The organism is Stenotrophomonas sp. GQ19 (assembly GCF_059758695.1).
Map to the genome: position 1 here is coordinate 124,833 of NZ_JCAXES010000006.1, position 21,810 is coordinate 146,642.

Below are 21,810 nucleotides of genomic sequence, written 5' to 3' on the forward strand. Positions count from 1 at the left end.
GACTCTACGCGGGTGGAACGCATGCACGCCTACCCCGACCGATGGCAGGCACCGCATGCCGATCGATTGCATACACCGCATCCCGATCAACTGCATACACCCGGTAGAGCCGACCGTTGGTCGGCTGCCCTTCGCATCGGGGTCCAGCATTCCTGGCGTCGGATGCAAGTCGACCAACGGTCGACTCTACCTGCATCGGGTTCAAACATTCCTGGAGCCGGCTGCAAGTCGACCAACGGTCGACGCTACCCGCGGCCTGGTAGCTGCGCGAACGCGCGTTGCATGCAATCTTCGCGCGGGCACACGCGGCAACCCGGGCCGATGGAGACCGAGTTGCCCGGGCTCTGGATGTCCAGGCCGCGCGAGTAGATCAGCCGTTCGGCATGCTGCAGGTCGCAGCCCAGCGCCACCGCGAAGGTCTTGCGCGGTTGCCCGTGCCCGATCGGGCCGCTGCTCACCTGCCGCGCCAGCCAGAAGTGGCGGCGCCCGTCGGGCATGCGCGCGGTCTGGGTCAGCACCCGACCCGGCTGGTTGAACGCCTCGTACACGATCCACAGCGGGCACGACCCGCCCACCTGCGAGAAGTGGAAGTCGGTAGCTGAGTGGCGCTTGGACACATTGCCGGCCCGGTCCACGCGGATGAAGAAGAACGGCAGCCCCGGCGCACTGCGCCGCGCGAGCGTGCTCAGCCGATGGCACACCGCTTCAAAACCCACCCCGAAGCGGTGCGCCAGCGCATCGATGTCATAGCTGCTGTGCTCGGCCGCACGCAGGAACTGCGCATACGGCATCACCAGCGCGCCGGCGAAGTAGTTGGACATGCCGATCCGCGCCTGCGCGGTCTGCTCCGCTTCGCGGAAGCCGGCGCGCGCGATCACCGCATCGATCTGCGCCGCATAGCCGAGCAACGCCAGCTCGGCGGCCATCTGGAACGCCTGCTGGCCCGGCTCCAGATAATCGGGCAGCCATAGCGTGCGGCTGCCCCCGTCATAGACCCGCTTCTCGCGACCGGCCTGCAGCGGCGCCACCTCCACCAGCACCCCGTGACGGTCGGCCAGCAGCTGGCGCAGCCGCGGCGCCACGTGCCCGGCCACCAGCCCCCATTCGCCAAACAGCTGCTCGGCCAGGTCGTCCAGCTCGGGGATGTGGTTGTGCATGCGGTTGAAGAAGTCGCGCACCTGGTCGCCGGCCGGCAGCGCCTGCCCGGCATGCACGTCGCCCAGCTGGAACTCCAGGGCGGCCGCGTGCTCGCGCAACGCCAGATGGCGGCGATGCAGGTCCAGCAGGGCCTGGCTCACCTGCGGCAGGTTGCCGGCCATGGCGCGCAGCTCGGTGCTGCTCACGTCGTCCAGGCCGAGGTCGCGCAGGGTGTCGCTCAACGCTTCCTGCAACGCGCCGGGTTCATCCACGTCGAACAGCCCGGAAACGTCGCCCAACACCTCGCGCAGCTTCTGCTGCACCGCCGGCGTCAGCGGGCGCTTGTTGCGCTCCATCTGGTTCAGGTAGCTGGCCGACAGCCCCAGCGCCCGGGCCAGCTCAACCTGGCTGTAGCCGCGCTGCTCCCGCAGCTTCAGCAGGCGCAGGCCGATCTGGCGATGGGTGGGCTGGCTATTCACAGAATTCACAAGAATCGTAGCGGGCATTGGCCAGATTAAGCGCATACAGCCCGGAAATCGAGGATGGCCATGTGAATAATGCCAACAACTTTCGACCCCCCGGGATTGTCCATGACTGTTGCAGCGCCCCGTATCCGTATGTTGATCGATGGCCAGTTCATCGAATCGGCCAGCTCGCATTGGCAGAACGTGGTCAACCCGGCCACCCAGGACGTCCTGGCCCAGGTCCCGTTCGCCACCCTGGGCGAGGTTGACGCCGCCGTGGCCTCGGCGAAGGAAGCCTTCAAGACCTGGCGCAAGACCCCGATCGGCACCCGCGCCCGCATCTTCCTGAAGTACCAGCAGCTGATCCGCGAGCACATGAGCGAGCTGGCCCACATCCTGTCGGCCGAGCAGGGCAAGACCGTGCCCGACGCCGAAGGCGATGTGTTCCGCGGTCTGGAAGTGGTCGAGCACGCGGCCGCCATCGGCAATCTGCAGCTGGGCGAACTGGCCAACAACGTGGCCAACGGCGTGGACACCTACACCCTGCTTCAGCCGCTCGGCGTCTGCGCCGGCATCACCCCGTTCAACTTCCCGGCGATGATTCCGCTGTGGATGTTCCCGATGGCCATCGCCACCGGCAACACCTTCATCCTCAAGCCGTCCGAGCAGGACCCGATGGTGACCATGCGCCTGGTCGAACTGGCGCTGGAGGCCGGCATTCCCAAGGGCGTGCTCAACGTCGTGCACGGTGGCGAAGAGGTGGTCAACGCGATCTGCGATCACCCGGACATCAAGGCTGTTTCGTTCGTCGGCTCCACCCGCGTCGGCACCCACGTGTACAACCGCGCCTCGCTGGCCGGCAAGCGCGTGCAGTGCATGATGGGCGCCAAGAACCACGCCGTGGTGCTGCCGGACGCCAACAAGGAACAGAGCCTCAACGCGATGGTCGGTGCCGCCTTCGGTGCGGCCGGCCAGCGCTGCATGGCCGCCTCCACGCTGGTGCTGGTGGGCGAAGCACGCGAGTGGGTGCCGGACCTGGTGGCCAAGGCCAAGACCCTCAAAGTCAGCGGTGGCAGCGTCGCCGGTACCGACGTCGGCCCGGTGATCTCCTGCGCCGCGCGCGAGCGTGTTGAAGCGCTGATCGCCTCGGGCGTGGAGCAGGGCGCCAAGCTGGTGCTGGATGGCCGCAACCCGCAGGTCGATGGCTTCGAGAAGGGCAACTTTGTTGGCCCGACCATCTTCGACGGCGTCAAGCCGGGCATGCGCGTGTACGACGAGGAAATCTTCGGGCCGGTGCTGGTGATCCTGGAAGCCGACACCCTGGAAGACGCCATCGCGCTGATCAACGCCAACCCGAACGGCAACGGCACCGCACTGTTCACCCAGTCCGGCGCGGCCGCCCGCAAGTTCCAGGAAGACATCGACGTGGGCCAGGTCGGCATCAACGTGCCGATCCCGGTGCCGGTGCCGCTGTTCTCCTTCACCGGTTCGCGCGCGTCCAAGCTTGGCGACCTGGGCCCGTACGGCAAGCAGGTGGTGATGTTCTACACCCAGACCAAGACCATCACCTCGCGTTGGTTCGACGACGAGACGCTGGGTCATGGCGTCAACACCACCATCAGCCTGAAGTAAGCAACAACGGAGTTCGACCATGAGCCACTCGATGACGACGGAACTCGACGAAGCGCAGCACGCCTATAGAGAGGCTGCGCGTGACTTCGCCCAGGCCGAACTGGCGCCGCACGCCGCGCGATGGGATGCGGAGGGCATCTTTCCGCGCGAGGCGATCGCCAAGGCAGGGGAACTCGGGTTCTGTGGTTTGTACATGGATCCCGAGGTCGGTGGCAGCGGCTTGAGCCGTCTGGACGCCGCCGTCGTCATCGAGGAGCTCGCCAATGTGGATCCGTCCACGGCGGCCTATGTCAGCATCCACAACATGGCGTCGTGGATGGTGGACAAGTGGGGCCAGGAGAGCCTGCGTGCCGCGTGGGGCGCAGACCTGTCGTCCGGCACCAAGCTGGCCTCGTACTGCCTGACCGAACCGGGTGCCGGTTCGGATGCCGCCTCGCTGAAAACCAGCGCGGTGCGTGACGGTGACGATTACGTATTCAATGGCTCCAAGGCCTTCATCTCCGGCGCCGGTGCCACCGAACTGCTGGTGGTGATGGCGCGCACCGGCGGTGCCGGCGCAGGTGGCATCAGCGCGATCGCGGTGCCGGCCGACCTGCCGGGCATCAGCTACGGCCGCAAAGAAGAGAAGATGGGCTGGAACAGCCAGCCGACCCGTGGCATCACGTTCGAGAACGTGCGCGTGCCGGTCAGCCATCTGCTGGGCGAGGAAGGCAGCGGCTTCAAGCTGGCCATGAAAGGCCTGGACGGCGGTCGCATCAACATCGCCGCCTGTTCGCTGGGCGCTGCCCAGGGCGCACTGGATGCCGCCCGCCGCTACATGGGCGAGCGCCGCCAGTTCGGCAAGGCGCTGTCGGAATTCCAGGCGCTGCAGTTCAAGCTGGCCGACATGGCCACCCAGCTGGTGGCTGCCCGGCAGATGGTGCACACCGCCGCGCGCAAGCTCGACGCCCGTGCCAGCGATGCCAACGTGTGGTGCGCGATGGCCAAGCGCTTCGCCACCGACGCCGGCTTCAACATCTGTAACGACGCGCTGCAGATCCACGGCGGCTACGGCTATATCCGCGAATACCCCATTGAACGGTTGCTGCGCGATTCGCGCGTGCACCAGATCCTGGAGGGCACCAACGAGATCATGCGTGTGATCGTGGCCCGCCACCTGCTCAATACCGACGAGGAACTGCGATGATCGACTGGCGCACGCATGATCACACCGGCCTGAAGGTCGAGGCCGATGGCCACGTTGCCGTGGTGACGCTGGACAACCCGCCGGCCCACACCTGGACCGTGCACAGCCTGTCGGCGCTGCGCGACCTGGTGGGCGCACTCAATGCCGACAATGGCATCTATGCGCTGGTGATCACCGGCGGCGGCGAGAAGTTCTTCTCGGCCGGTGCCGACCTCAAGCAGTTCGCCTCTGGCGACAAGGCCGCGGCGCGCGAAGCGGCGCGCCGGTTCGGCGAAGCATTCGAAGCGCTGTCCGGCTTCCGTGGCGTGTCCATTGCCGCCATCAACGGCTACGCGATGGGCGGTGGCCTGGAATGCGCGCTGGCCTGCGACCTGCGCATCATCGAAGACCACGCCCAGGTGGCGCTGCCGGAGGCCACCGTGGGCCTGCTGCCGTGCGCCGGTGGCACCCAGAACCTGCCGCGCCTGGTCGGCGAGGGTTGGGCCAAGCGGATGATCCTGCTGGGCGAACGCATCGACGCCGATACGGCCGTGCGCATCGGCCTGGCCGAGGAGAAGGTCGGCAAGGGCGAGGCCAAGGCCCTGGCGCTGGAATGGGCGCACAAGGCGGGCAAGCAGAGCCCGACCAGCATCGCGGCCTGCAAGACCCTGGTGCAGGCCACCCGCACCGGCACCCACGCCTCGGCACTGGTGGCCGAGCGCGAGGCCTTCGTGGACCTGTTCGACCGGGCCGACCAGGCCGAGGGCGTCAATGCCTTCCTGGAAAAGCGCGCTCCGCAGTGGAAGAACGCATGAGCACGCCGGCCGCCAGCGACGAGGCCCCGGTGCTGTTCGAAGAACGCGCGGCCGCCAACGGCACGCGCATCGGCATTGCCACGCTCAACGCACCGCGCACCCTCAATGGGTTCTCGCTGCCGATGGCGCACCTGCTGCGTGAACGGCTCGATGCCTGGGCCCGCGATGACGGCATCGCGCTGGTGGTGTTGCAGGGCGCGGGCGAGAAGGCGTTCTGCGCCGGCGGCGATCTGCACAGCCTGTACCGCAGCATGGTCGACTACCGTGAAGCCGGAAAGACCGACATCCGCGACAACGCCTACGCTGCCGAATTCTTCGACGTCGAATACCGTGTCGACTACGCCATCCATACCTATCCCAAGCCGATCCTGTGCTGGGGCCACGGCATCGTGATGGGCGGCGGCATCGGGCTGATGTCCGGCGCCAGCCACCGCGTGGTCAGCGAGCGCTCCAAGCTGGCGTTCCCGGAGATCACCGTGGGCCTGTTCCCCGACGTGGGCGGCAGCTGGTTGCTGCCGCGCGTACCGGGCAAGGGCGGCCTGTTCCTGGCGTTGACCGGCGCAGCGCTCAATGCGGGCGATGCCATCTACGCCGGCCTGGCCGACATCCACATCGCCGAAGCGCAACGGGGGGCCGTCTTCAACGCGCTCACACAGGTGCACTGGAGCGACGACGCCAAGCGCAACCACGACCAGCTCGATGCACTGCTGCAGCAGCACGCCAGCGACGCGGCCACCGGCCCGCTGCTGCGCAACGCGGCGGCCATCGACGCGCTGTGCACCGGGGATGACGTGCCGGCCATCGTGGCCGCCATCACCGCGCTGCAGACCGATGACCCGTGGCTGCAGGCCGCGCAGGCCACGCTGGCCGCCGGTGCCCCCGGCTCGGCGCGGCTGGCGTTCGAGCTGCAGCGCCTGGCCGAAGGCGCAACGCTGGCCGAGGTCTACCGCATCGAATACATCGCCGCACTGCATGCGGCCGCCCACGGCGATTTCGCCGAAGGCATCCGCGCGCTGCTGATCGACAAGGACCGCACCCCGCAGTGGCAGCCGCGCACGCTGGCCGACGCCACCGCGCCGTGGGCCCAGACCTTCTTCGTTTCGCCGTGGTCGGACGCCGCGCATCCGCTGGCCGACCTTGGCACCTCCGTCCCTGAAAGGAGCCACGCATGAGCCGTATTGCATTCATCGGGTTGGGCAACATGGGTGGCCCGATGGCCGCCAACCTGGCCAAGGCCGGCCACGCCGTGCGCGTGTTCGACCTGGTGCCTGCCGCCGTGCAGGCCGCCGTTGATGCCGGTGCCACCGCCGCACATTCCGCGCTGGACACCCTGACCGACGCCGAGATCGTGATCTCGATGCTGCCGGCCAGCCGCCACGTCGAAGGCGTGTACCTGGGCGATGACGGCCTGCTCGGCGACATCCCGGGCGGCGCGCTGGTCATCGACTGCAGCACGATCGCCCCGGCCACCGCGCGCAAGGTGGCCGAAGCGGCCGCGGCGCGTGGCCTGCAGATGCTGGACGCGCCGGTCTCCGGCGGCACTGCCGGTGCACAGGCCGGCACGCTGACCTTCATTGTCGGTGGCGAGGCAGAGGCGCTCGAACGTGCGCGCCCGATCCTGCAGGCGATGGGCAAGAACATCTTCCACGTGGGCGCCAGCGGTGCAGGCCAGGTGGCCAAGCTGTGCAACAACATGGCGTTGGGCGTGATCATGGCCGTCACCGGCGAATCGATCGCCCTCGGTGTCGCGCACGGGCTGGACCCGAAGGTGCTGTCGCAGATGATGGCGGTCAGCACCGGCCGCAGCTGGGCCACCGAAGTGTGCAACCCGTGGCCCGGCGTGCTGGAAAACGCCCCGGCCTCGCGCGGCTACAGCGGCGGCTTCGGCAGCGACCTGATGCTCAAGGACATGGGCCTGGCGGTGGAAGCGGCGATGAGCGTCGGCGCCTCGATCCCGCTCGGCGAACTGGCCCGCAACCTGTACTCGATGAATCACCAGGCCGGCCGCGGCAAACTGGATTTCTCCAGCGTCGTGCAGCTGATCGCAAACGAAAAGTAACGGGTAGTGCCGGCCGCTGGCCGGCAACCGCATGAACCCAAACACGACCGGGTAGGCAACGACCGTTGGTCGTTGCCCGCCACACCAGACGCATCCCGTGGGCGCACCCACGGGATCCACCGCGGTGGGATGGGCGGTTGCCAGGCTATCCAGCCAGGCAGCCGCCCATTTTTTTACCCGTGCGTCAGGTGCCGCCCGTAGGCCGGCACGGCACCTGTGGCATCAGGCAACGGTCAGCGTCACGTCGATGTTGCCGCGGGTCGCGTTGGAGTACGGGCACACGATGTGCGCCTTCTGCACCAGCTCTTCCACCTGCTCGCGCGGCAGGCCCGGCACGCTGATCTCCAACGCCACTTCGATGCCGAAGCCGGTCGGGATCTGGCCGATGCCCACCTTGCCGGTGATCGCGGTCTCGGCCGGCAGCGCAACCTTGGCCTGGCCGGCCACGAACTTCAGCGCGCCCAGGAAGCAGGCCGAGTAGCCAGCGGCGAACAGCTGTTCCGGGTTGGTGCCCGGGCCGCCTGCGCCGCCCAGCTCGCGCGGGGTCGACAGCTGCACGTCCAGCACGTTGTCGGACGAGGTGGCGTGGCCTTCACGGCCGCCGGTAGCGGTGGCGGTGGCGGTGTACAGAACCTTTTCGATGGACATGGGAATCTCCTGTGGCGTGGAATGGGGTGGGCCAGATGGCAGGTGTACTTTGACCGGTCCAGGGGTACGTTGGGTTACATTTCGTCTGTCAAACTTGACCAGGAGTCCAGAATGGTCGATCGCCTCCAGTCCCTGCTGAGCCGTTTTGCGGTCAGCGCCGAAGTCTTCCACGCCGGTCCGCTGTGCGGCATCAACGACCTGCCCGCCGATGGCGAACGCGGCCAGCTGCACCTCATCCGCGAGGGCCTGGTCCGCGTCGAGCACGCCGACGGCAGCGTGCTGCAGATCGACCAGCCCAGCGTGCTGCTGTATCCGCGCCCGCTGGCGCATCGCTTTGTGACCGATCCCCAGCGCGGCGCCGACTTCGCCTGCGCCCACCTGCAGTTCGAAGGCGCCGGCAACAATCCGGTCGCCGCCGCGCTGCCGCCGGTCATCTGCCTGCCTTTGGACCAGCTTTACGGCGGTCAGCCCATCCTGTCGGTGTTGTTTGAAGAAGCCTTCGCCCAGCGCTGCGGCCGCCAGGCGTTGCTCGACCGCCTGTTTGAAGTGGTGTTGATCCAGATCCTGCGCGCGCTGATGGAAAGCGGCCAGTTGCGTGTGGGGCTGCTCGCCGGCATGGCCCATCCGCGCCTGCGCCATGCGCTGGTGGCCATGCACGAGGCACCGGCCGACGAATGGACGCTGGAATCGCTGGCCCAGCGTGCCGGCATGTCACGCAGCGCGTTCGCCGACAGCTTCCGCGACACCATCGGCAGCACCCCCGGCCACTACCTGCAGGGCTGGCGCACGCGGCTGGTGCAGCAGGCCTTGCGCAAGGGGCAGCCGCTCAAGCGCATCGCCATCGATGTGGGGTATGGCAGCGAAGCGGCGTTGTCGCGCGCGTTCAAGGCGCAGACCGGGCAGTCGCCGCGGCAGTGGAAAGAGGGCGTGCGTGCCGCGACTGATCCATCGTGACCGTGGCATCGGAAACATGCAGTGATGCATTGCCCGCCGGCCGCTCGCGATTTCACCTTCGGCGTCAGGGAGTTTCCACGGGCGCGCTTCCCTTTCGGAACGCGTAGCCCGTCAAGCCCCATTCGCCCCCTTCGCCGGCGGGCGGCGCTGCCCAGCGATAGTCCCACGTCTGGGTGGTGCCATCGGCAAATGTGCTTTTCACGCTGTAGGCATCGCCCGGGTTGCCCTTCGCACGCTGTCTGGCGCGCTGATGGAGGCAGGCGATCCGGGGACGTACTGCTTCCTCTCCACGACGACTGCGCCATTACGGGCCAGCGGGCGTCTGTCGGGCGAGTGCGCTGCGATCCACTCAAGGACGCGGGTACCTTCGGGATCGCCCGATACATACGTGTGGCTGGTAACGACGGTGGTGTGCGCGGCGGCACCGACATCTGCCGGCATGGCAAGCACGCCTGCGACGGACAAGCACAGGGCAAGCAGCCTGCCCGTTCCATGGTCGACCATATCTGCTCCTCGTGCGTCGCGCGCTGGGCTGCACGCGTTTTCAACCGTTCGACGTGAACGGTACCGAGGAGCTTAGTGGGTACGTGTCCGGTCGGCCAATCCGATGGCGGGATGGAAATCGACGTTCAGTACGGCAGTGACTATGCCTCGACAGGAGACGGTGTTGCTCCAAATGCGCGTGCACGACGGGCACACGTCAGATCGCCCACTCCCGATCGGTGGTGAACATGATCGTCAGCCACCGATCAGTGGACTCCTCGCCCAGCGCTTCGCCGATCTCATCGCGCAGCCGGTCCCACTCCACCAGCGCACGCGGCGGATCGTCGGCGCGCACCACGAAGAACAATTCGATCTGCTCGCCACGCCCCACCTTGGCCACGTAGCTGCGGTATTCCAGGAAACCGTGCCGGGCCACGATGTCGCGCGCCACGGCATCCACGTGCGCCTGCAGGTCCACCGGGGTGATCAGCAGGATGTCCGACAGCGCCTGGCGCACCGTGCCCAGCGGCGCCACCATCACGAACAGGCACACCACCAGCAGGATGGCCGGATCGATGTAGGGCACCAGCCAGGCCCAGTGCGTGCCGCCCAGCAGCCAGCCGCCGATGAAGGCGACCAGGTAGGCCGCCGACATGCTGGCCGAGACCACCCAGTTCTTGCCGTCCAGCGCGATGAACTCCGAGCCGATGCTGCGGTTGACGCGCCGGATGAACACCGCCAGCCCGATCTCGGCGATGATCGACAGCACCGCGAACAGGATCGCCGGCCCCAACGCGATCTCGCGCCCACCCGACATCAACGCATCCACCGCATTGACCGCCGCATACAACGCCGCGCCAATCATCAGCGTGCCGCTGACGCCCAGCACGATCGGTTCCAGGTGCCAGAAGCCCATGGTGAAGCGCTGGTTCAAGCGCGACTGCAGGGTGTCCACGTTGGTCGACATACTGATCAGCCGCACCACCAGCAGCGACAGCCAGGTCATCACCACGTCGATCAACCCGTAGATGCCGTCGAAGATGATCAGCGACGAGTTGGCCAGGAAGCCAAACACCACGGCGGCCGCCGCCATGGCCAGCGAGGCGGCGATGGACAGGCGCAGCACGCCTTGTTCGGTGGTGGGGTCGAACGGGCGTGGGCGGGAAGGGGACATTCTGTGTCTTGCGGTGCGGGGCGATGCATTCTCGCTTGAATTTGGGCGACAAGGACCAAGCGCACTGCAAACGCATTCAGGTGACTGCTTCCAGCGGCGGTTAACGCCATCGTGGCCTGAGAAGCGCGGCATGAGCTGCGCTTCTCAGTGGGACAAATTACCCCATGCCTGGGCATTCCAGAATGGGGATCGAGGTCGAAACACAGTGCTCAGCACCGCCACCGGCTGAAGTGCATGCTGTCCCCGTTTGCGTCCCAGAGAAACACCCTTCCCAAGGGTTGCTGCCACTACCCCCGCTGTCACCTGATCCGCCCCAGTCCCCGCCTATTCCACCGCCGCCATCGTTGGCGCCATTGGCGATATCATTTGCCGCTTCTTTCATGGTCTTGCCGCAGGGTTTGTGCATGTTCGTTTCAACAGGGGGCGCGCATGCTACTCCAAAAGCAGCGCACAGCTGAAGGGGCACTTTTACGTTGAGCTCTACGTCCCGAAGCGCAGATCCAAATTGCGATTGCAGTTCATCGCCGATGGTGCGCCAGTGAGCGGCGACCGTGTTTGCGGCGTTGACTTTAATGGGGGCGCTCATGAGAGCACTTACGGCACACGCAACTGCTGCCGCCGACGCGAGCAAAAGAAACGGAAAAGCAAGCTTGTACCGCATGACATACGCTCCTTCGGGCACCTTCCATGAGTACCTGACGCCGTCGGCGCCCTGACGGCGACTGGCGGGTAATGCGAATGAGTCGAAGCAGCGATCTCAGCGAGATGCAGGTGCGCCGCTCTTTGCGATTTCCGAAATTAGATCGTTCAATCCTGGGCGGCTATCGATTCCAAGTGGAGGCAGTCCATTTTTCTGCCGGTCCACCTCAATATTCGCAATAACCTGGTGCGCCATCAGGGTCGCGTACATCTCTTGCTGTGGCGTCAGCTTTGACCGGCCGTTGACCAATCCTGCCGGCCAACTGCCTCGTAACTCAGCTGCCTTTCGATAGGCTGAAGCTCGTACGGGGTCAGAAATGCCATCTACACCATCCTCATGAATCCGCGCGATGGTCTCTAGTGCGTAGATCGACCCAGACTGTGCAGAAGCAGCCAGAAACTCCATCGCTTCCGTGCGTCGGGAGGAGTCAAGAAGTGCTAGCTGTTCTGCGTCCAGGATCGCAGTGGGATCCAGTAGCTCGGCTTGCTCGAGTGGGCCTCTCGCACCTCGTCGAAGCAAAGCATCGCGGGCCGCTTCAGTTGAGGGATATCCATTGCGCACCAACCACGCCACGTCGGCTTCGGTCTTCGCGCCGGAAAGAGCATCCCCAATACGTGGGGAGGCACTTGAAGCGGAGCCCGATGAGCGACTAGCGATAGGCGCGCGCGCAACTGGAGCCTTGTCCGACCCCAGGCTGACGGGCTGCTCTGAAGAAGAACCAGCCGCATGGGATTGCTTCGCGTTGGGTAGCCCACGTGTTGTCCATGTAACAGCGGCTGCAATCAAAAGTGCGGCAACGCCAACGCCAACCACAACAGGTCTTGCTGACTTCATGTCCCCCCCATGTTGACTTCATGTCTAGTTCATAAATTTTTCGCAGTTCCTCGCACGTGTCAATGCCTGACGACATGCCCCTGCCTGCGGGCAACGTTCATTCCAAGCAGGTAAACTATTGATTGCGCTGGCAATGCCAGCAGTATCCGACGCTCCGCCCGATGACCCTGCCCGCCACCGACGCCGCCGCACGTTACGCCGCCTCCCTGCGCTTGTCCGTCGCCCCGATGATGGACTGGACGGACCGCCATTGCCGGGTGTTCCACCGGTTGCTGGCCCCGGGTGCGCGGCTGTACACCGAGATGGTGCACGCCAACGCGGTGATCCATGGCGACCGCGAACGCCTGCTCGGCTTTGATGGCAGCGAGCATCCGCTGGCCCTGCAGCTGGGGGGCAGCGATCCGGCCCTGCTCGCGCAGGCTGCCCGCATCGCCCAGGACTGGGGCTATGACGAGGTCAACCTCAACTGCGGCTGCCCGTCCGACCGGGTCCAGGCCGGGCGCTTCGGTGCCTGCCTGATGCGCGAGCCGGCCCTGGTGGCCGAGTGCGTGGCGGCCATGGTCGCGGCGGTGGACATCCCGGTCACGGTGAAGTGCCGCCTGGGCGTGGATGAAGATAACGACTACGAAACCTTCCGCAACTTCGTCGATCAGTCTGCCAACGCGGGCAGTGCGATGTTCATCGTGCACGCCCGCAATGCGTGGCTGAAGGGGCTGTCGCCGAAGGAAAACCGCGAAGTGCCGCCGCTGCGCTACGACTGGGCCCACCGGCTCAAGGCCGACCGCCCGGCGCTGCAGATCGTGCTCAACGGGGGCCTGGCCACCGTGGAGGCGGCGCAGGCGCAGCTGCCGGCGCTGGACGGGGTGATGCTGGGCCGCGCGGCCTACCACGACCCCTACGTGCTGCATCAGCTGGAGGCCGCCCAGACCGGTGCGCCCGTGCAGCCGCGCGAGGCACTGTTGCGCGCCATGCGCCCGTACATCGAGGCGCAGCTCGGCCGCGGCCTGGCCCTGAAGCACATCACCCGTCACCTGCTCGGCCTGTTCCACGGCCAGCCCGGGGGCCGCGCGTTCCGCCAGGTGCTCAGCGAGGGTTCGCACCGCGCGGGCGCCGATTGGGCGCTGATCGAGCAGGCGCTGGCGGTGACCCGCGCCCAGGCCGAACGCGTCGCCGCGTGAGGCGCGTCACCTTGTCGGCTTGACAAGGCACCCACTTTAGCCGCCAATGTTCACTTAGATGAACGGCGCCGAGGTGCGACCGGAAAAGTTCAGACCGGATTCACTGCGTAAAACCAAGAATTCGCTAAAGATTCGTAAAGCGCCGGCCCAGGTCGGCGGCTCCGATTCACAACTTTTGAACGTTTCGCTGTGCTCCGCTAGGATCAAACCGATGCTCTCCGTGACCCGCCAACGCCGTCTTGCCGTCCTCGCCCTGCTGGCGACGGGCGCCGCTGCCTCCATCGGCAGTGTGTCGGCGCAGGAACCGACCCCGGATCCGGCACGCGGTGAGGCCATGGTGCGGGCCGCACGCGGGGCAGCGCCGGAACGTTCGCTGTCCGACGCGGTCCGCCGCGTCCAGCGCACCACCGGCGGCCACATCCTGGGTGCCGAACGGGTGCCCTACGACGGCCGCGACATCAACCGGGTCAAATACATGGACGATCGTGGTCGGGTCCGCTACATGGACGACCCCGCGCCGGCGCGTTCACAGCCCCGCGCACCGCGATCGGATATGTCTTCACTACGCGGCGATAACCCCTGAACAGGGATAGTTGTCGTAATCAACTGTATTCCACTGGCCCCCGGCCATACCCAGGACACTAGGGAGAGTTCATGCGTATCCTTCTGGTCGAAGACGAAGCCCCGCTGCGGGAAACCCTGGCCGCCCGGCTCAAGCGCGAAGGTTTTGCCGTCGACGCTGCGCAGGACGGTGAGGAAGGTCTGTACATGGGCCGCGAAGTGCCGTTCGACGTTGGCATCATCGATCTCGGCCTGCCCAAGATGTCGGGCATGGAACTGATCAAGGCGCTGCGCGATGAGGGCAAGAAATTCCCCGTGCTGATCCTTACCGCACGCTCGAGCTGGCAGGACAAGGTCGAAGGGCTCAAGCAGGGCGCCGACGATTACCTGGTCAAGCCGTTCCATGTCGAGGAACTGCTGGCCCGCGTCAATGCGCTGCTGCGCCGTGCCGCTGGCTGGAGCAAGCCCACGCTGGAATGCGGGCCGGTTGCGCTGGATCTTGCCGCGCAGACGGTCAGCGTCAGCGGCAGCAACGTGGACCTCACCAGCTACGAGTACAAGGTGCTGGAATACCTGATGATGCATGCCGGTGAACTGGTCTCCAAGGCCGACCTCACCGAACACATCTACCAGCAGGATTTCGACCGCGACTCCAACGTGCTGGAAGTGTTCATCGGCCGCCTTCGCAAGAAGCTCGATGCCGACGGTGAACTCAAGCCGATCGAAACCGTGCGTGGCCGGGGCTACCGCTTCGCCATTCCGCGCAACGAGGGCTGAGCCGCTAGCCGGGCGAAGGGATGATGTCAGGCCGTCTGTGGTTCTTTAAACGCTGGCGGCCGCGCTCATTGCAGGCGCGCCAGCTGCTGGCCGCCTCGGTCGGCCTGGTCGCGTTTCTGGCCATCGCCGGCTACGCGCTGGATGCGGCCTTCGCCGACACCGCGCGCGCCAACCTGCGCGAGCGGCTGAAGAACTATGCCACCGCCTATGCGGCCGGCATCGACTTCACCCGCGACCGCTCGCTGTACATCCGCGAACAGCCGCCGGATCCACGTTTCGACGTGCCCGGCAGCGGTCTGTACCTGCAGGTGGTGATGCCCGGCGGCAAGGGCAACTCGATGTCCGCCGAAGGCCCGATGCTGCCCACCGTGGGCGGTGGCCTGCTGGCCCCGCGACAGGAGGTGTTCGAGGGCCCGCTGCCGATGATCCAGATCGATGGCAGCCAAGGCTCGGTGTACCGCTACGGGCTGGGCCTGGTGTGGGATGCCGACGCCGACCCGGCCACTGAATTCCCGTACACCATCTACGTGATGGAAGACTCGCGCGCGCTTGGCGCGCAGCTGCGCGTGTTCCGCGGCCGCGTCTGGTTCTGGATGGGCGGCGCCGGCTTGATCCTGCTGATGCTGCAGACGGTGATTCTGCAGTGGAGCCTGCGCCCGATGCGGCGCGTGATCACCGAGTTGACCAAGGTGCAGCGCGGCGAGACCGAGCGCATGAGCGAGCGCCATCCGCGCGAGCTGGAACCGCTGACCGACAGCATCAACGCCTTCATTGAAAGTGAGCGCGAGAATCTCGAGCGCCAGCGCAACACCCTGGCCGATCTTGCGCACAGCCTGAAAACACCCCTGGCGGTGCTGCGTACGCAGCTCGACAGCGGCGCGCAGGACCAGGACCTGCGCCAGGAGTTCGACGTGCAGCTGCGGCGCATGAACAACCTGGTGTCCTACCAGCTGGCGCGTGCGGCCTCGTCGGGGCACAAGTTGTTCTCGGCACCGCTGCCGATCGAGTCCAACGCCGAGGAAATCGTGCGCGGGCTGGAGAAGGTGTACGCCGGCAAGGGCGTGCTGTGCGAATTCGATATCGACGAAGGCGCGCGCTTCCACGGTGAGCCGGGCGACCTGCAGGAACTGCTCGGCAACCTGCTGGAAAACGCCTTCAAGTGGGCCAAGCGCCGCGTGCTGCTCACCGCCAAGCCGTTGCCGGCCCCGGGCGCACGCCGCGCCGGGCTGGTGCTGTCGGTGGACGACGACGGCCCGGGCATCGCCCCGGAAGACATCGCCAAGGTGCTGCAGCGTGGCGTCCGCGGCGACGAGCGTGTGCAGGGCCATGGCATCGGCCTTTCGATCGTGCAGGACCTGATCAAGGATTACCGCGGCGAACTGCAGGTCAAGCGCTCGCCCGAGCTGGGTGGTGCGCGGTTCGAAGTGAAGCTGCCGCCGGGGCCGTGATCGCCGCGCGGTTGCGAGCGATTACCGCGGGTGCCGGCAATGCATCGACCAACGGTCGATGCCTACTGGACATGGCCAACGCGCCAAGCACGGGGCCGGTACGAAAATCCCCCAACATCCCACGGTAGGTACCGACCGTTGGTCGGTACGAAAAACGATCAGCGCACCGCGGTAGGCACCGACCGTTGGTCGGTACCCGGCAATCCCGGCGAAGCCCCATAAAACCGACGCAGATGCGCGGCCACGCCCGGCATCTCCTGCGCCAACAGATCCGGCGCAGAAAAGTGGTATTCGGTCGCCACCGCGAAGAACTCTTCGGGCGCTTCCGCCGCATACGGGTCGATCAGCGTCTCCCGGCCACGGTCCACCTGGGCGCAGAACCTGTCATACGCCGCCTGGAAATCCTTCGCCCATTCGCGCTGCCAGTCGCGCGGCAGCGGCGGGGTGCCGTCGATCGCCCCATCGAGCGCATCGATCTTGTGCGCCATCTCATGCACGGCCACGCAGTAGCCCGCATGCGGATCGGCGATATCGGCCTGGATATCGGCCCAGGACAGAATCAGCGGACCGCTGTCCCACGATTCGCCAATCAGCTCGTCGTCCCACTGGTGCAGCACGCCGGCCGCGTCCACGTGGCTGCGCTGTACGCGGAACGCGTCCGGATACACGATCAGTTGCGACCAGCCGCGCAGGCCTACCTCGCCCAGTTCCAGCAGCGGCAGGCAGCACAGCGCGGCCAGCAGGACCGCATCGCTGTCATCCAGAACCAGGCCACCCACCGGGCTGATGGTTTTTTCATGCAGGAAGCGCACAGCCAGGCCGGCCAGTCGGTCGCGGCGTGGTGCGTCCAGCCCCTGCAGCCACGGGCCACGCTGGCAGCTGCGCTGCCACAGGACCGGATCAATCGCGCGCGGCGTGCGCCGCAGCCAACCCCACATACGTTCGATCAGCGGAACATGCCCGGCAGGAAGCTGTGCCACTTCGGCGCGCGCAGGCGCGGCAGGACGTCGTCGTCGCCGCCACCGCCACTACTGGTGCCGCTGGCCGCGCTCGGCTTCACGGCCGGTGCGCGTGCGGCAGGTGCCGCCGCCGGTGCGGTGCGCTCGCTTTCGGCCGGCGAATACACGCAGCCGCCCCGCCCCGTGCTGGTCAGCGCATCGGAAGCATGCGCGGCCAAGGGGGCCATCAGCAGGATCAGGCAATGGGCGAACGGGCGCATCGTCGACATCCGGAAGGGCGGGTCAGTCTTCGATTCTAGCCCGATTCAGGGCCGTGATTGGAACCCCGCCCGGCAGGCAAGCGGCGGGGCTTTCCCGCATACTTTTGCCGATCACCTGATGGAAGCTGCCGTGGACGACCGCCAACTGCTGGCCAAACTGGGCGCCGGGCGCCTGTCCGGCGACGCCCTGGCCCATGAGCTGGGCGTGACCCGGGCCGCGATTTGGAAGCGGATTCAAGGACTTAGAGCCGCCGGGGTCGAAGTGGAGGGGCGCGCGGGCGAAGGCTACGGCCTGACCCGGCCGATGGACCTGCTGGACGCCGATGCCATCCGCGCCCGCTTGCCGAAGGACGCCCAGGCCCTGGTGCGCGACCTGCAGGTGGCGTGGACGGTGGACTCCACCAACGCCGAATTGCTGCGGTGCAGCGCGCCTGAACAGGGCGTTCGCGTCCTGCTGGCCGAACGCCAGACCGGCGGCCGGGGTCGGCGCGGCCGCACCTGGGCCTCGCCGTTGGCCGCGCATGTGTACCTGTCGGTGCTGCGGCTGTTCTCTGGCGGGCTGGTGCGCCTGAGCGGCCTGAGCCTGGTGGCCGGCATCGCGGTGGCCGAAGCACTGCACGACCTGGGCTATGTGCAGGCGCGGCTGAAGTGGCCCAACGACCTGATGGTCGACGGGCGCAAGCTGGTGGGGCTGCTCGCCGAGGGCGGTGGCGAATATGCCGGGCCCGCGCGGGCGGTGATCGGTATCGGTATCAATGTGCACATGCCGGCCGCCTTCGCCGACCAGATCACCCAGCCCTGGATCGACCTGGACACGCTGGCCGGCGCGCCGGTGGACCGCAATACAGTGGTTGCGGCGGTGCTGGCGCGGCTGTTGCCCGCGCTGGAGACGTTTGATGCCGAAGGCCTGGCGCCGTTCCTGCCGCGCTATGCCGAACTGGATCTGCTGCGCGGCCAGACCGTGCGCGTCGAGCAGGGCGGGCAATGGCGCGAAGGTACCGCGCTGGGGTTGGCCGACGATGGCGCGCTGCGCGTGCGCATCGACGGCGTGGAGCAGCACGTGCATGCCGGCGAAGTCAGCGTGAGGGCGCAATGAGCGACTGGTTGTTCGACCTCGGCAATTCCCGGTTCAAATTCGCGCCGCTGCAGGGTGTGCGCGCCGGCGATGTGCAGGCCTGGCCGCACGGTGCCGAGACCATGCCCGCCGAGCAGTTGCAGGCATTGCCCAGTGGCGATGTGGCCTACGTGGCCAGCGTCGCCGCGCCTACCCTGACCCGCAGCATGCTGGCGATCCTGCAGGGCCGTTTCCGCGAGGTGCGGGTGGCCCGCACCCAGGCGCGCTGTGCGGGTGTGCAGGTGGCCTATGCCGACCCGGCGAAGTTCGGCGTGGACCGCTTCCTGGCGCTGCTGGCCGCCGCCGAGCGCGGCGAAGCGGTGGTGGTGGCCGGGGTGGGCACCGCGTTGACCATCGACCTGCTGGACGCCGACGGACTGCACCACGGCGGCCGCATCGCCGCATCGCCCACGACCATGCGCGAAGCGCTGCATGCGCGCGCGGTGCAGTTGCCGGCCACCGGCGGTGACTACAGCGAGTTCGCCAATGACACGGCCGACGCGCTCGCCTCCGGTTGCGACGGTGCAGCGGTGGCCCTGATTGAACGCAGCCGCGCACAGGCGACCCGGCTGCTGGGACACGTGCCGGCGCTGCTGGTGCATGGCGGCGGCGCGCCCGCGCTGATGCCGCTGCTGGAGGATGCGCACTACCAGCCTGCGCTGGTGCTCGACGGCCTGGCGCGCTGGGCCGTGCATCAGCCGGCAGGCACACGGTAGGATCGCCGCATGCTGACCCGTGCCCTGATCGTCGTGCTGGCCATCCTCAACCTGGGGGTGGCGTTGTGGTGGATGTTGCGGGGCGAACCGGCGCCTGCGCCGCCGCCGCCGACCACCGGCGTGGCCCAGTTGCAGCTGCTGCCCGCCCATGCCAACGCGCCCACGAGCACTGCCACTGCCGCTGCCGGCACGCCCGCTGCCGCGGCGCTGGATGACGTGACGCCGGCCCCCTTGCCGCCACCGCCAGCTGCTGCCCAGGCGCCGGCACCGGCCGCCGAATCACCCGCCGCCACGGCGGTGGCGCCTGCGCCCGCCGCCGCGCCGCCCGCGCCTGCGCCCGCAGCGGCCGCAGTCCAAGCTCCTGCCCCCGTGCCTACCGCGCCCGCCCAGTGCGTGAGCCTGGGCCCGTTCACCGACCGCGCCGCGGCCCAGGCCGCGCAGGCCAAAGCCGGCGGTACGCTGCGTGGCGCGCGCCTGCGTGAAGTGGCCGATGCCGGGGCCACCCGCTACCGGGTGGTGCTGCCCGCGGCCGCCAGCCGCGAAGACGCCCAGGCCACGGTCAAGCGCATCGTCGCCGCCGGGCTGAGCGATTACTACATCATCGCCAATGGGGAAGAGGCCAACGCCATTGCCCTGGGCCAGTACCGCAACCGCGAGGGCGCCGAACGCCGCATGGCCGCGCTGAGTGCCGCCGGCTTCAACGCCCGTCTGATCGCCAGCGGTGGCGACGGCAGCGCGCAATGGTGGCTGGACGCGACCCTGGCGCCCCCGGCCGATGCCAGCGTCGCCCGGCAGCGCAGCGGTGCAGCCCAGCAACGCTCGCTGGACTGCGCGCGGGTGCGTTAGAATTCCCGCGGGCCATGCCGCTTTAGCTCAGTTGGTAGAGCAACTGTCTTGTAAACAGTAGGTCATCCGTTCGATTCGGATAAGCGGCACCATCTTCCGATCCACTGGCATCCACGGATGTCCACGGTGCACAATCAACCCGCTGAAATAGCGGGTTTTTTTGTGCTTTTTTGTCCCCGGCCGTCCATGAGCATCCACCCAGACTGGGGGTGCAATTGGGGGTACATGGGGAATCAAGCAAGATGGATAGGAGGATGTACCCCCAATGGCCCATAAGTCGTTGACGGATATGGCTGCAAGGAATGCGAAGGGCAAGGAGAAGCCCTACAAGCTTGCAGCAGGAGCAGGGCTCTACCTGCAGGTCATGCCCAATGCGAATCGCTACTGGCGAATGAAGTACCGCCATGCGGGCAAGGAGAAGTTGCTCTCCATCGGGGTCTACCCGGAGGTGACCCTGAAGGAGGCATGTGACAAGCGCGACGCCGCGCGCGCGCAGCTGAGAGACGGCAAGGATCCGTCCGAGGAGAAGCAGCTGGGCAAGCTCAAGGCCCAGCTGTCGGTAGATGGTCGCTTCGGAGCTGTGGCCCTTGAGTGGCTTGAGACAAAGGGGGATCTGGCAGAAAGCACACGGTCCAAGGCCAAGTGGATGCTTGAGACATACGCGTTCCCATGGCTGGGCAAGCGCGCAATCGAGGACATCAGCACCGCAGAGGTTCTGTCAGTTCTGCGCCGGCTTGAGGCACAGGACAAGATTGAGTCGACCCAACGACTGCGCCAGATCTGCGGCCAGGTGTTTCGCTACGCAGTGGCAACCGGTCGGCTTGATCGGGACCCTACTGCAGCCCTGCGAGGGGCGTTGAAGACCGCAAAGAACCGTCACTACGCCTCGATCACAGATCCAGCAAAGATTGGAGAGCTACTGCGGGCGATTGACGGATATTCGGGACAGCTTACGACCCTGTGCGCCCTCAGATTCGCGCCGCTGGTGTTCGCCCGCCCAGGCGAATTGAGGAAGGCGGAGTGGGGGGCGGTGAGCGGCCGCCGTGTCCACAGGGGTGATAGTTCGATTCGTCGCTATCGTACGGAAAAGAGTCAGGTGCTACTGCTTCTGTGGCTCGGGGCAGCTGGCGGTGCCTTTGTCGGTTGGATGCGCACTTCATCGCAAAGTGAACCCTGGTGGGTCGTTCCAATGGGGGCGCTTGCCGCTGCAGTGCTGCTGGGCGTGGTAGGTGGGCCAATGGCTTGGCAGCGTGTGGAGTTGGACGAGGCGGCAGGTACCCTGAGATATCACAACTTTGGCACCTTGCATCGCTGGCACACCGTCATGCTGAGTGAAGTGGACGAGATCGTGTACGACGACTTCATGTACAAGCGAGGCACCCTCGTGTCAGCCGTCTATCTGGTCATGCGCGAAGGCTATCCACGGCGCCTTCGACTGATCGACAACCGGTTCGGACCAAAAGGCCGTGTCTCGCCGATGATTCGCCAGATTGCCCGGGCAACGGTGACAGCGCAGCCACATGTGCGGATCAGCCCTAATCTCCTGCGCCGGTGACGCTTGGAGCGATGTTCCCCCTCGGCGCCCACCACTCCACCTATTCGCCAAACCTTGGCAGGCCAGCATCATCTCTTCGCTGGCACCTTCGCCGAGGTCGCCTGTTCCTCGCCATCCGCCCGTACCTGGTCGTTGGCGTGGTGAAGTTCCAGCATTGCCATCCGCCCTGCCGCCGCGCGGAAGAAGCCTGTTGTGACTGCCCGCGCTCATTGGCGCAGGCATCGCCCCCGCATGGTATGACAAGTTCAGCGGATTGAAGAATCGAGCTTTTCGGCCTCAACGACCAGTGTGATCTAAGCTGCATTGGCTGTTTGCGCACTGGCGGTCGCTA

21 protein-coding genes and 1 tRNA gene are annotated in these 21,810 nt (G+C 66.7%); 15 read left to right on the top strand and 7 right to left on the bottom strand.

Annotation, left to right across the window (positions count from 1 at the left end; genetic code table 11):
• Positions 1 to 245 precede the first annotated feature (245 nt).
• Positions 246 to 1,616 carry a helix-turn-helix domain-containing protein gene (locus AC6CHL_RS12930; protein WP_498294804.1) on the bottom strand — a complete coding sequence of 457 codons (1,371 nt, stop codon included), beginning with the start codon at positions 1,614 to 1,616 and terminating at the stop codon, positions 246 to 248.
• A gap of 111 nt (positions 1,617 to 1,727) precedes the next feature.
• On the opposite strand from AC6CHL_RS12930, the gene AC6CHL_RS12935 reads away from it, so the two are divergent.
• From AC6CHL_RS12935 to mmsB, 5 genes are read left to right on the top strand one after another with little or no spacing between them, the layout of a single operon-like run.
• Entirely contained in the window at positions 1,728 to 3,233 is a 1,506-nt protein-coding gene (locus AC6CHL_RS12935; RefSeq protein ID WP_038691109.1) for a CoA-acylating methylmalonate-semialdehyde dehydrogenase, read from the top strand.
• A gap of 31 nt (positions 3,234 to 3,264) precedes the next feature.
• Entirely contained in the window at positions 3,265 to 4,419 is a 1,155-nt protein-coding gene (locus AC6CHL_RS12940) for an acyl-CoA dehydrogenase family protein (protein WP_448132767.1), read from the top strand.
• Positions 4,416 to 5,213, top strand: a complete 798-nt coding sequence (locus AC6CHL_RS12945) for an enoyl-CoA hydratase (RefSeq protein ID WP_498294675.1) — start codon at positions 4,416 to 4,418, stop codon at positions 5,211 to 5,213. The genes AC6CHL_RS12940 and AC6CHL_RS12945 overlap by 4 nt, the downstream gene beginning before the upstream one ends.
• Positions 5,210 to 6,385 carry an enoyl-CoA hydratase/isomerase family protein gene (locus AC6CHL_RS12950; protein WP_498294677.1) on the top strand — a complete coding sequence of 392 codons (1,176 nt, stop codon included), beginning with the start codon at positions 5,210 to 5,212 and terminating at the stop codon, positions 6,383 to 6,385. The genes AC6CHL_RS12945 and AC6CHL_RS12950 overlap by 4 nt, the downstream gene beginning before the upstream one ends.
• Positions 6,382 to 7,272 carry a 3-hydroxyisobutyrate dehydrogenase gene (mmsB, locus tag AC6CHL_RS12955; RefSeq protein WP_498294679.1) on the top strand — a complete coding sequence of 297 codons (891 nt, stop codon included), beginning with the start codon at positions 6,382 to 6,384 and terminating at the stop codon, positions 7,270 to 7,272. The genes AC6CHL_RS12950 and mmsB overlap by 4 nt, the downstream gene beginning before the upstream one ends.
• 222 nt (positions 7,273 to 7,494) lie before the next feature.
• Here the strand turns inward: mmsB and AC6CHL_RS12960 are convergent, their stop codons facing one another.
• The gene (locus tag AC6CHL_RS12960) at positions 7,495 to 7,920 is read right to left on the bottom strand and encodes an organic hydroperoxide resistance protein (RefSeq protein WP_128096132.1); all 426 of its coding nucleotides are present in this window, start codon (positions 7,918 to 7,920) and stop codon (positions 7,495 to 7,497) included.
• A 111-nt stretch (positions 7,921 to 8,031) separates the two neighbouring features.
• On the opposite strand from AC6CHL_RS12960, the gene AC6CHL_RS12965 reads away from it, so the two are divergent.
• Complete coding sequence (locus AC6CHL_RS12965; RefSeq protein ID WP_498294681.1) at positions 8,032 to 8,874, top strand: AraC family transcriptional regulator; 843 nt, start codon at positions 8,032 to 8,034, stop codon at positions 8,872 to 8,874.
• A gap of 700 nt (positions 8,875 to 9,574) precedes the next feature.
• Here the strand turns inward: AC6CHL_RS12965 and AC6CHL_RS12970 are convergent.
• From AC6CHL_RS12970 to AC6CHL_RS12980, 3 genes are all read right to left on the bottom strand, one after another.
• Positions 9,575 to 10,531, bottom strand: a complete 957-nt coding sequence (locus AC6CHL_RS12970) for a cation diffusion facilitator family transporter (RefSeq protein WP_498294683.1) — start codon at positions 10,529 to 10,531, stop codon at positions 9,575 to 9,577.
• A 157-nt stretch (positions 10,532 to 10,688) separates the two neighbouring features.
• Positions 10,689 to 11,192: a hypothetical protein gene (locus tag AC6CHL_RS12975; RefSeq protein WP_185753395.1), complete on the bottom strand. Its 504-nt coding sequence runs from the start codon at positions 11,190 to 11,192 to the stop codon at positions 10,689 to 10,691.
• A gap of 96 nt (positions 11,193 to 11,288) precedes the next feature.
• Entirely contained in the window at positions 11,289 to 12,065 is a 777-nt protein-coding gene (locus AC6CHL_RS12980) for a hypothetical protein (protein WP_185753394.1), read from the bottom strand.
• A 161-nt stretch (positions 12,066 to 12,226) separates the two neighbouring features.
• On the opposite strand from AC6CHL_RS12980, the gene dusA reads away from it, so the two are divergent.
• From dusA to AC6CHL_RS13000, 4 genes are all read left to right on the top strand, one after another.
• Positions 12,227 to 13,243 (top strand): tRNA dihydrouridine(20/20a) synthase DusA, encoded by a 1,017-nt coding sequence (dusA, locus tag AC6CHL_RS12985; RefSeq protein ID WP_038691091.1) that lies wholly within the window; start codon positions 12,227 to 12,229, stop codon positions 13,241 to 13,243.
• 211 nt (positions 13,244 to 13,454) lie between these two features.
• A complete protein-coding gene (locus AC6CHL_RS12990) occupies positions 13,455 to 13,826 on the top strand; it encodes a hypothetical protein (RefSeq protein ID WP_038691089.1) in 372 nt (123 codons plus the stop codon).
• 71 nt (positions 13,827 to 13,897) lie between these two features.
• Positions 13,898 to 14,581, top strand: coding sequence for a response regulator transcription factor (locus AC6CHL_RS12995; protein ID WP_038691087.1), 684 nt, complete (start codon positions 13,898 to 13,900; stop codon positions 14,579 to 14,581).
• 23 nt (positions 14,582 to 14,604) lie between these two features.
• Entirely contained in the window at positions 14,605 to 16,029 is a 1,425-nt protein-coding gene (locus AC6CHL_RS13000) for an ATP-binding protein (RefSeq protein WP_038692635.1), read from the top strand.
• A 158-nt stretch (positions 16,030 to 16,187) separates the two neighbouring features.
• Here the strand turns inward: AC6CHL_RS13000 and AC6CHL_RS13005 are convergent, their stop codons facing one another.
• Positions 16,188 to 16,967, bottom strand: a complete 780-nt coding sequence (locus tag AC6CHL_RS13005) for a M90 family metallopeptidase (protein ID WP_498294686.1) — start codon at positions 16,965 to 16,967, stop codon at positions 16,188 to 16,190.
• Between the two features lie 8 nt (positions 16,968 to 16,975).
• Complete coding sequence (locus tag AC6CHL_RS13010; protein WP_038692631.1) at positions 16,976 to 17,248, bottom strand: hypothetical protein; 273 nt, start codon at positions 17,246 to 17,248, stop codon at positions 16,976 to 16,978.
• A 130-nt stretch (positions 17,249 to 17,378) separates the two neighbouring features.
• Between AC6CHL_RS13010 and birA the strand changes: the two genes are divergently transcribed.
• The 5 genes from birA to AC6CHL_RS13035 all read left to right on the top strand — a co-directional run bounded on the left by birA (position 17,379) and on the right by AC6CHL_RS13035 (position 21,479).
• Complete coding sequence (birA, locus tag AC6CHL_RS13015) at positions 17,379 to 18,344, top strand: bifunctional biotin--[acetyl-CoA-carboxylase] ligase/biotin operon repressor BirA (protein WP_498294688.1); 966 nt, start codon at positions 17,379 to 17,381, stop codon at positions 18,342 to 18,344.
• Positions 18,341 to 19,078 carry a type III pantothenate kinase gene (locus tag AC6CHL_RS13020; RefSeq protein WP_498294690.1) on the top strand — a complete coding sequence of 246 codons (738 nt, stop codon included), beginning with the start codon at positions 18,341 to 18,343 and terminating at the stop codon, positions 19,076 to 19,078. The genes birA and AC6CHL_RS13020 overlap by 4 nt, the downstream gene beginning before the upstream one ends.
• A gap of 9 nt (positions 19,079 to 19,087) precedes the next feature.
• Positions 19,088 to 19,924 (top strand): SPOR domain-containing protein, encoded by an 837-nt coding sequence (locus AC6CHL_RS13025; protein WP_498294692.1) that lies wholly within the window; start codon positions 19,088 to 19,090, stop codon positions 19,922 to 19,924.
• Positions 19,925 to 19,940: 16 nt separating this feature from the next.
• Positions 19,941 to 20,016, top strand: a tRNA-Thr gene (locus AC6CHL_RS13030).
• Positions 20,017 to 20,189: 173 nt separating this feature from the next.
• The gene (locus tag AC6CHL_RS13035) at positions 20,190 to 21,479 is read left to right on the top strand and encodes a tyrosine-type recombinase/integrase (RefSeq protein WP_498294694.1); all 1,290 of its coding nucleotides are present in this window, start codon (positions 20,190 to 20,192) and stop codon (positions 21,477 to 21,479) included.
• Positions 21,480 to 21,810 lie beyond the last annotated feature (331 nt).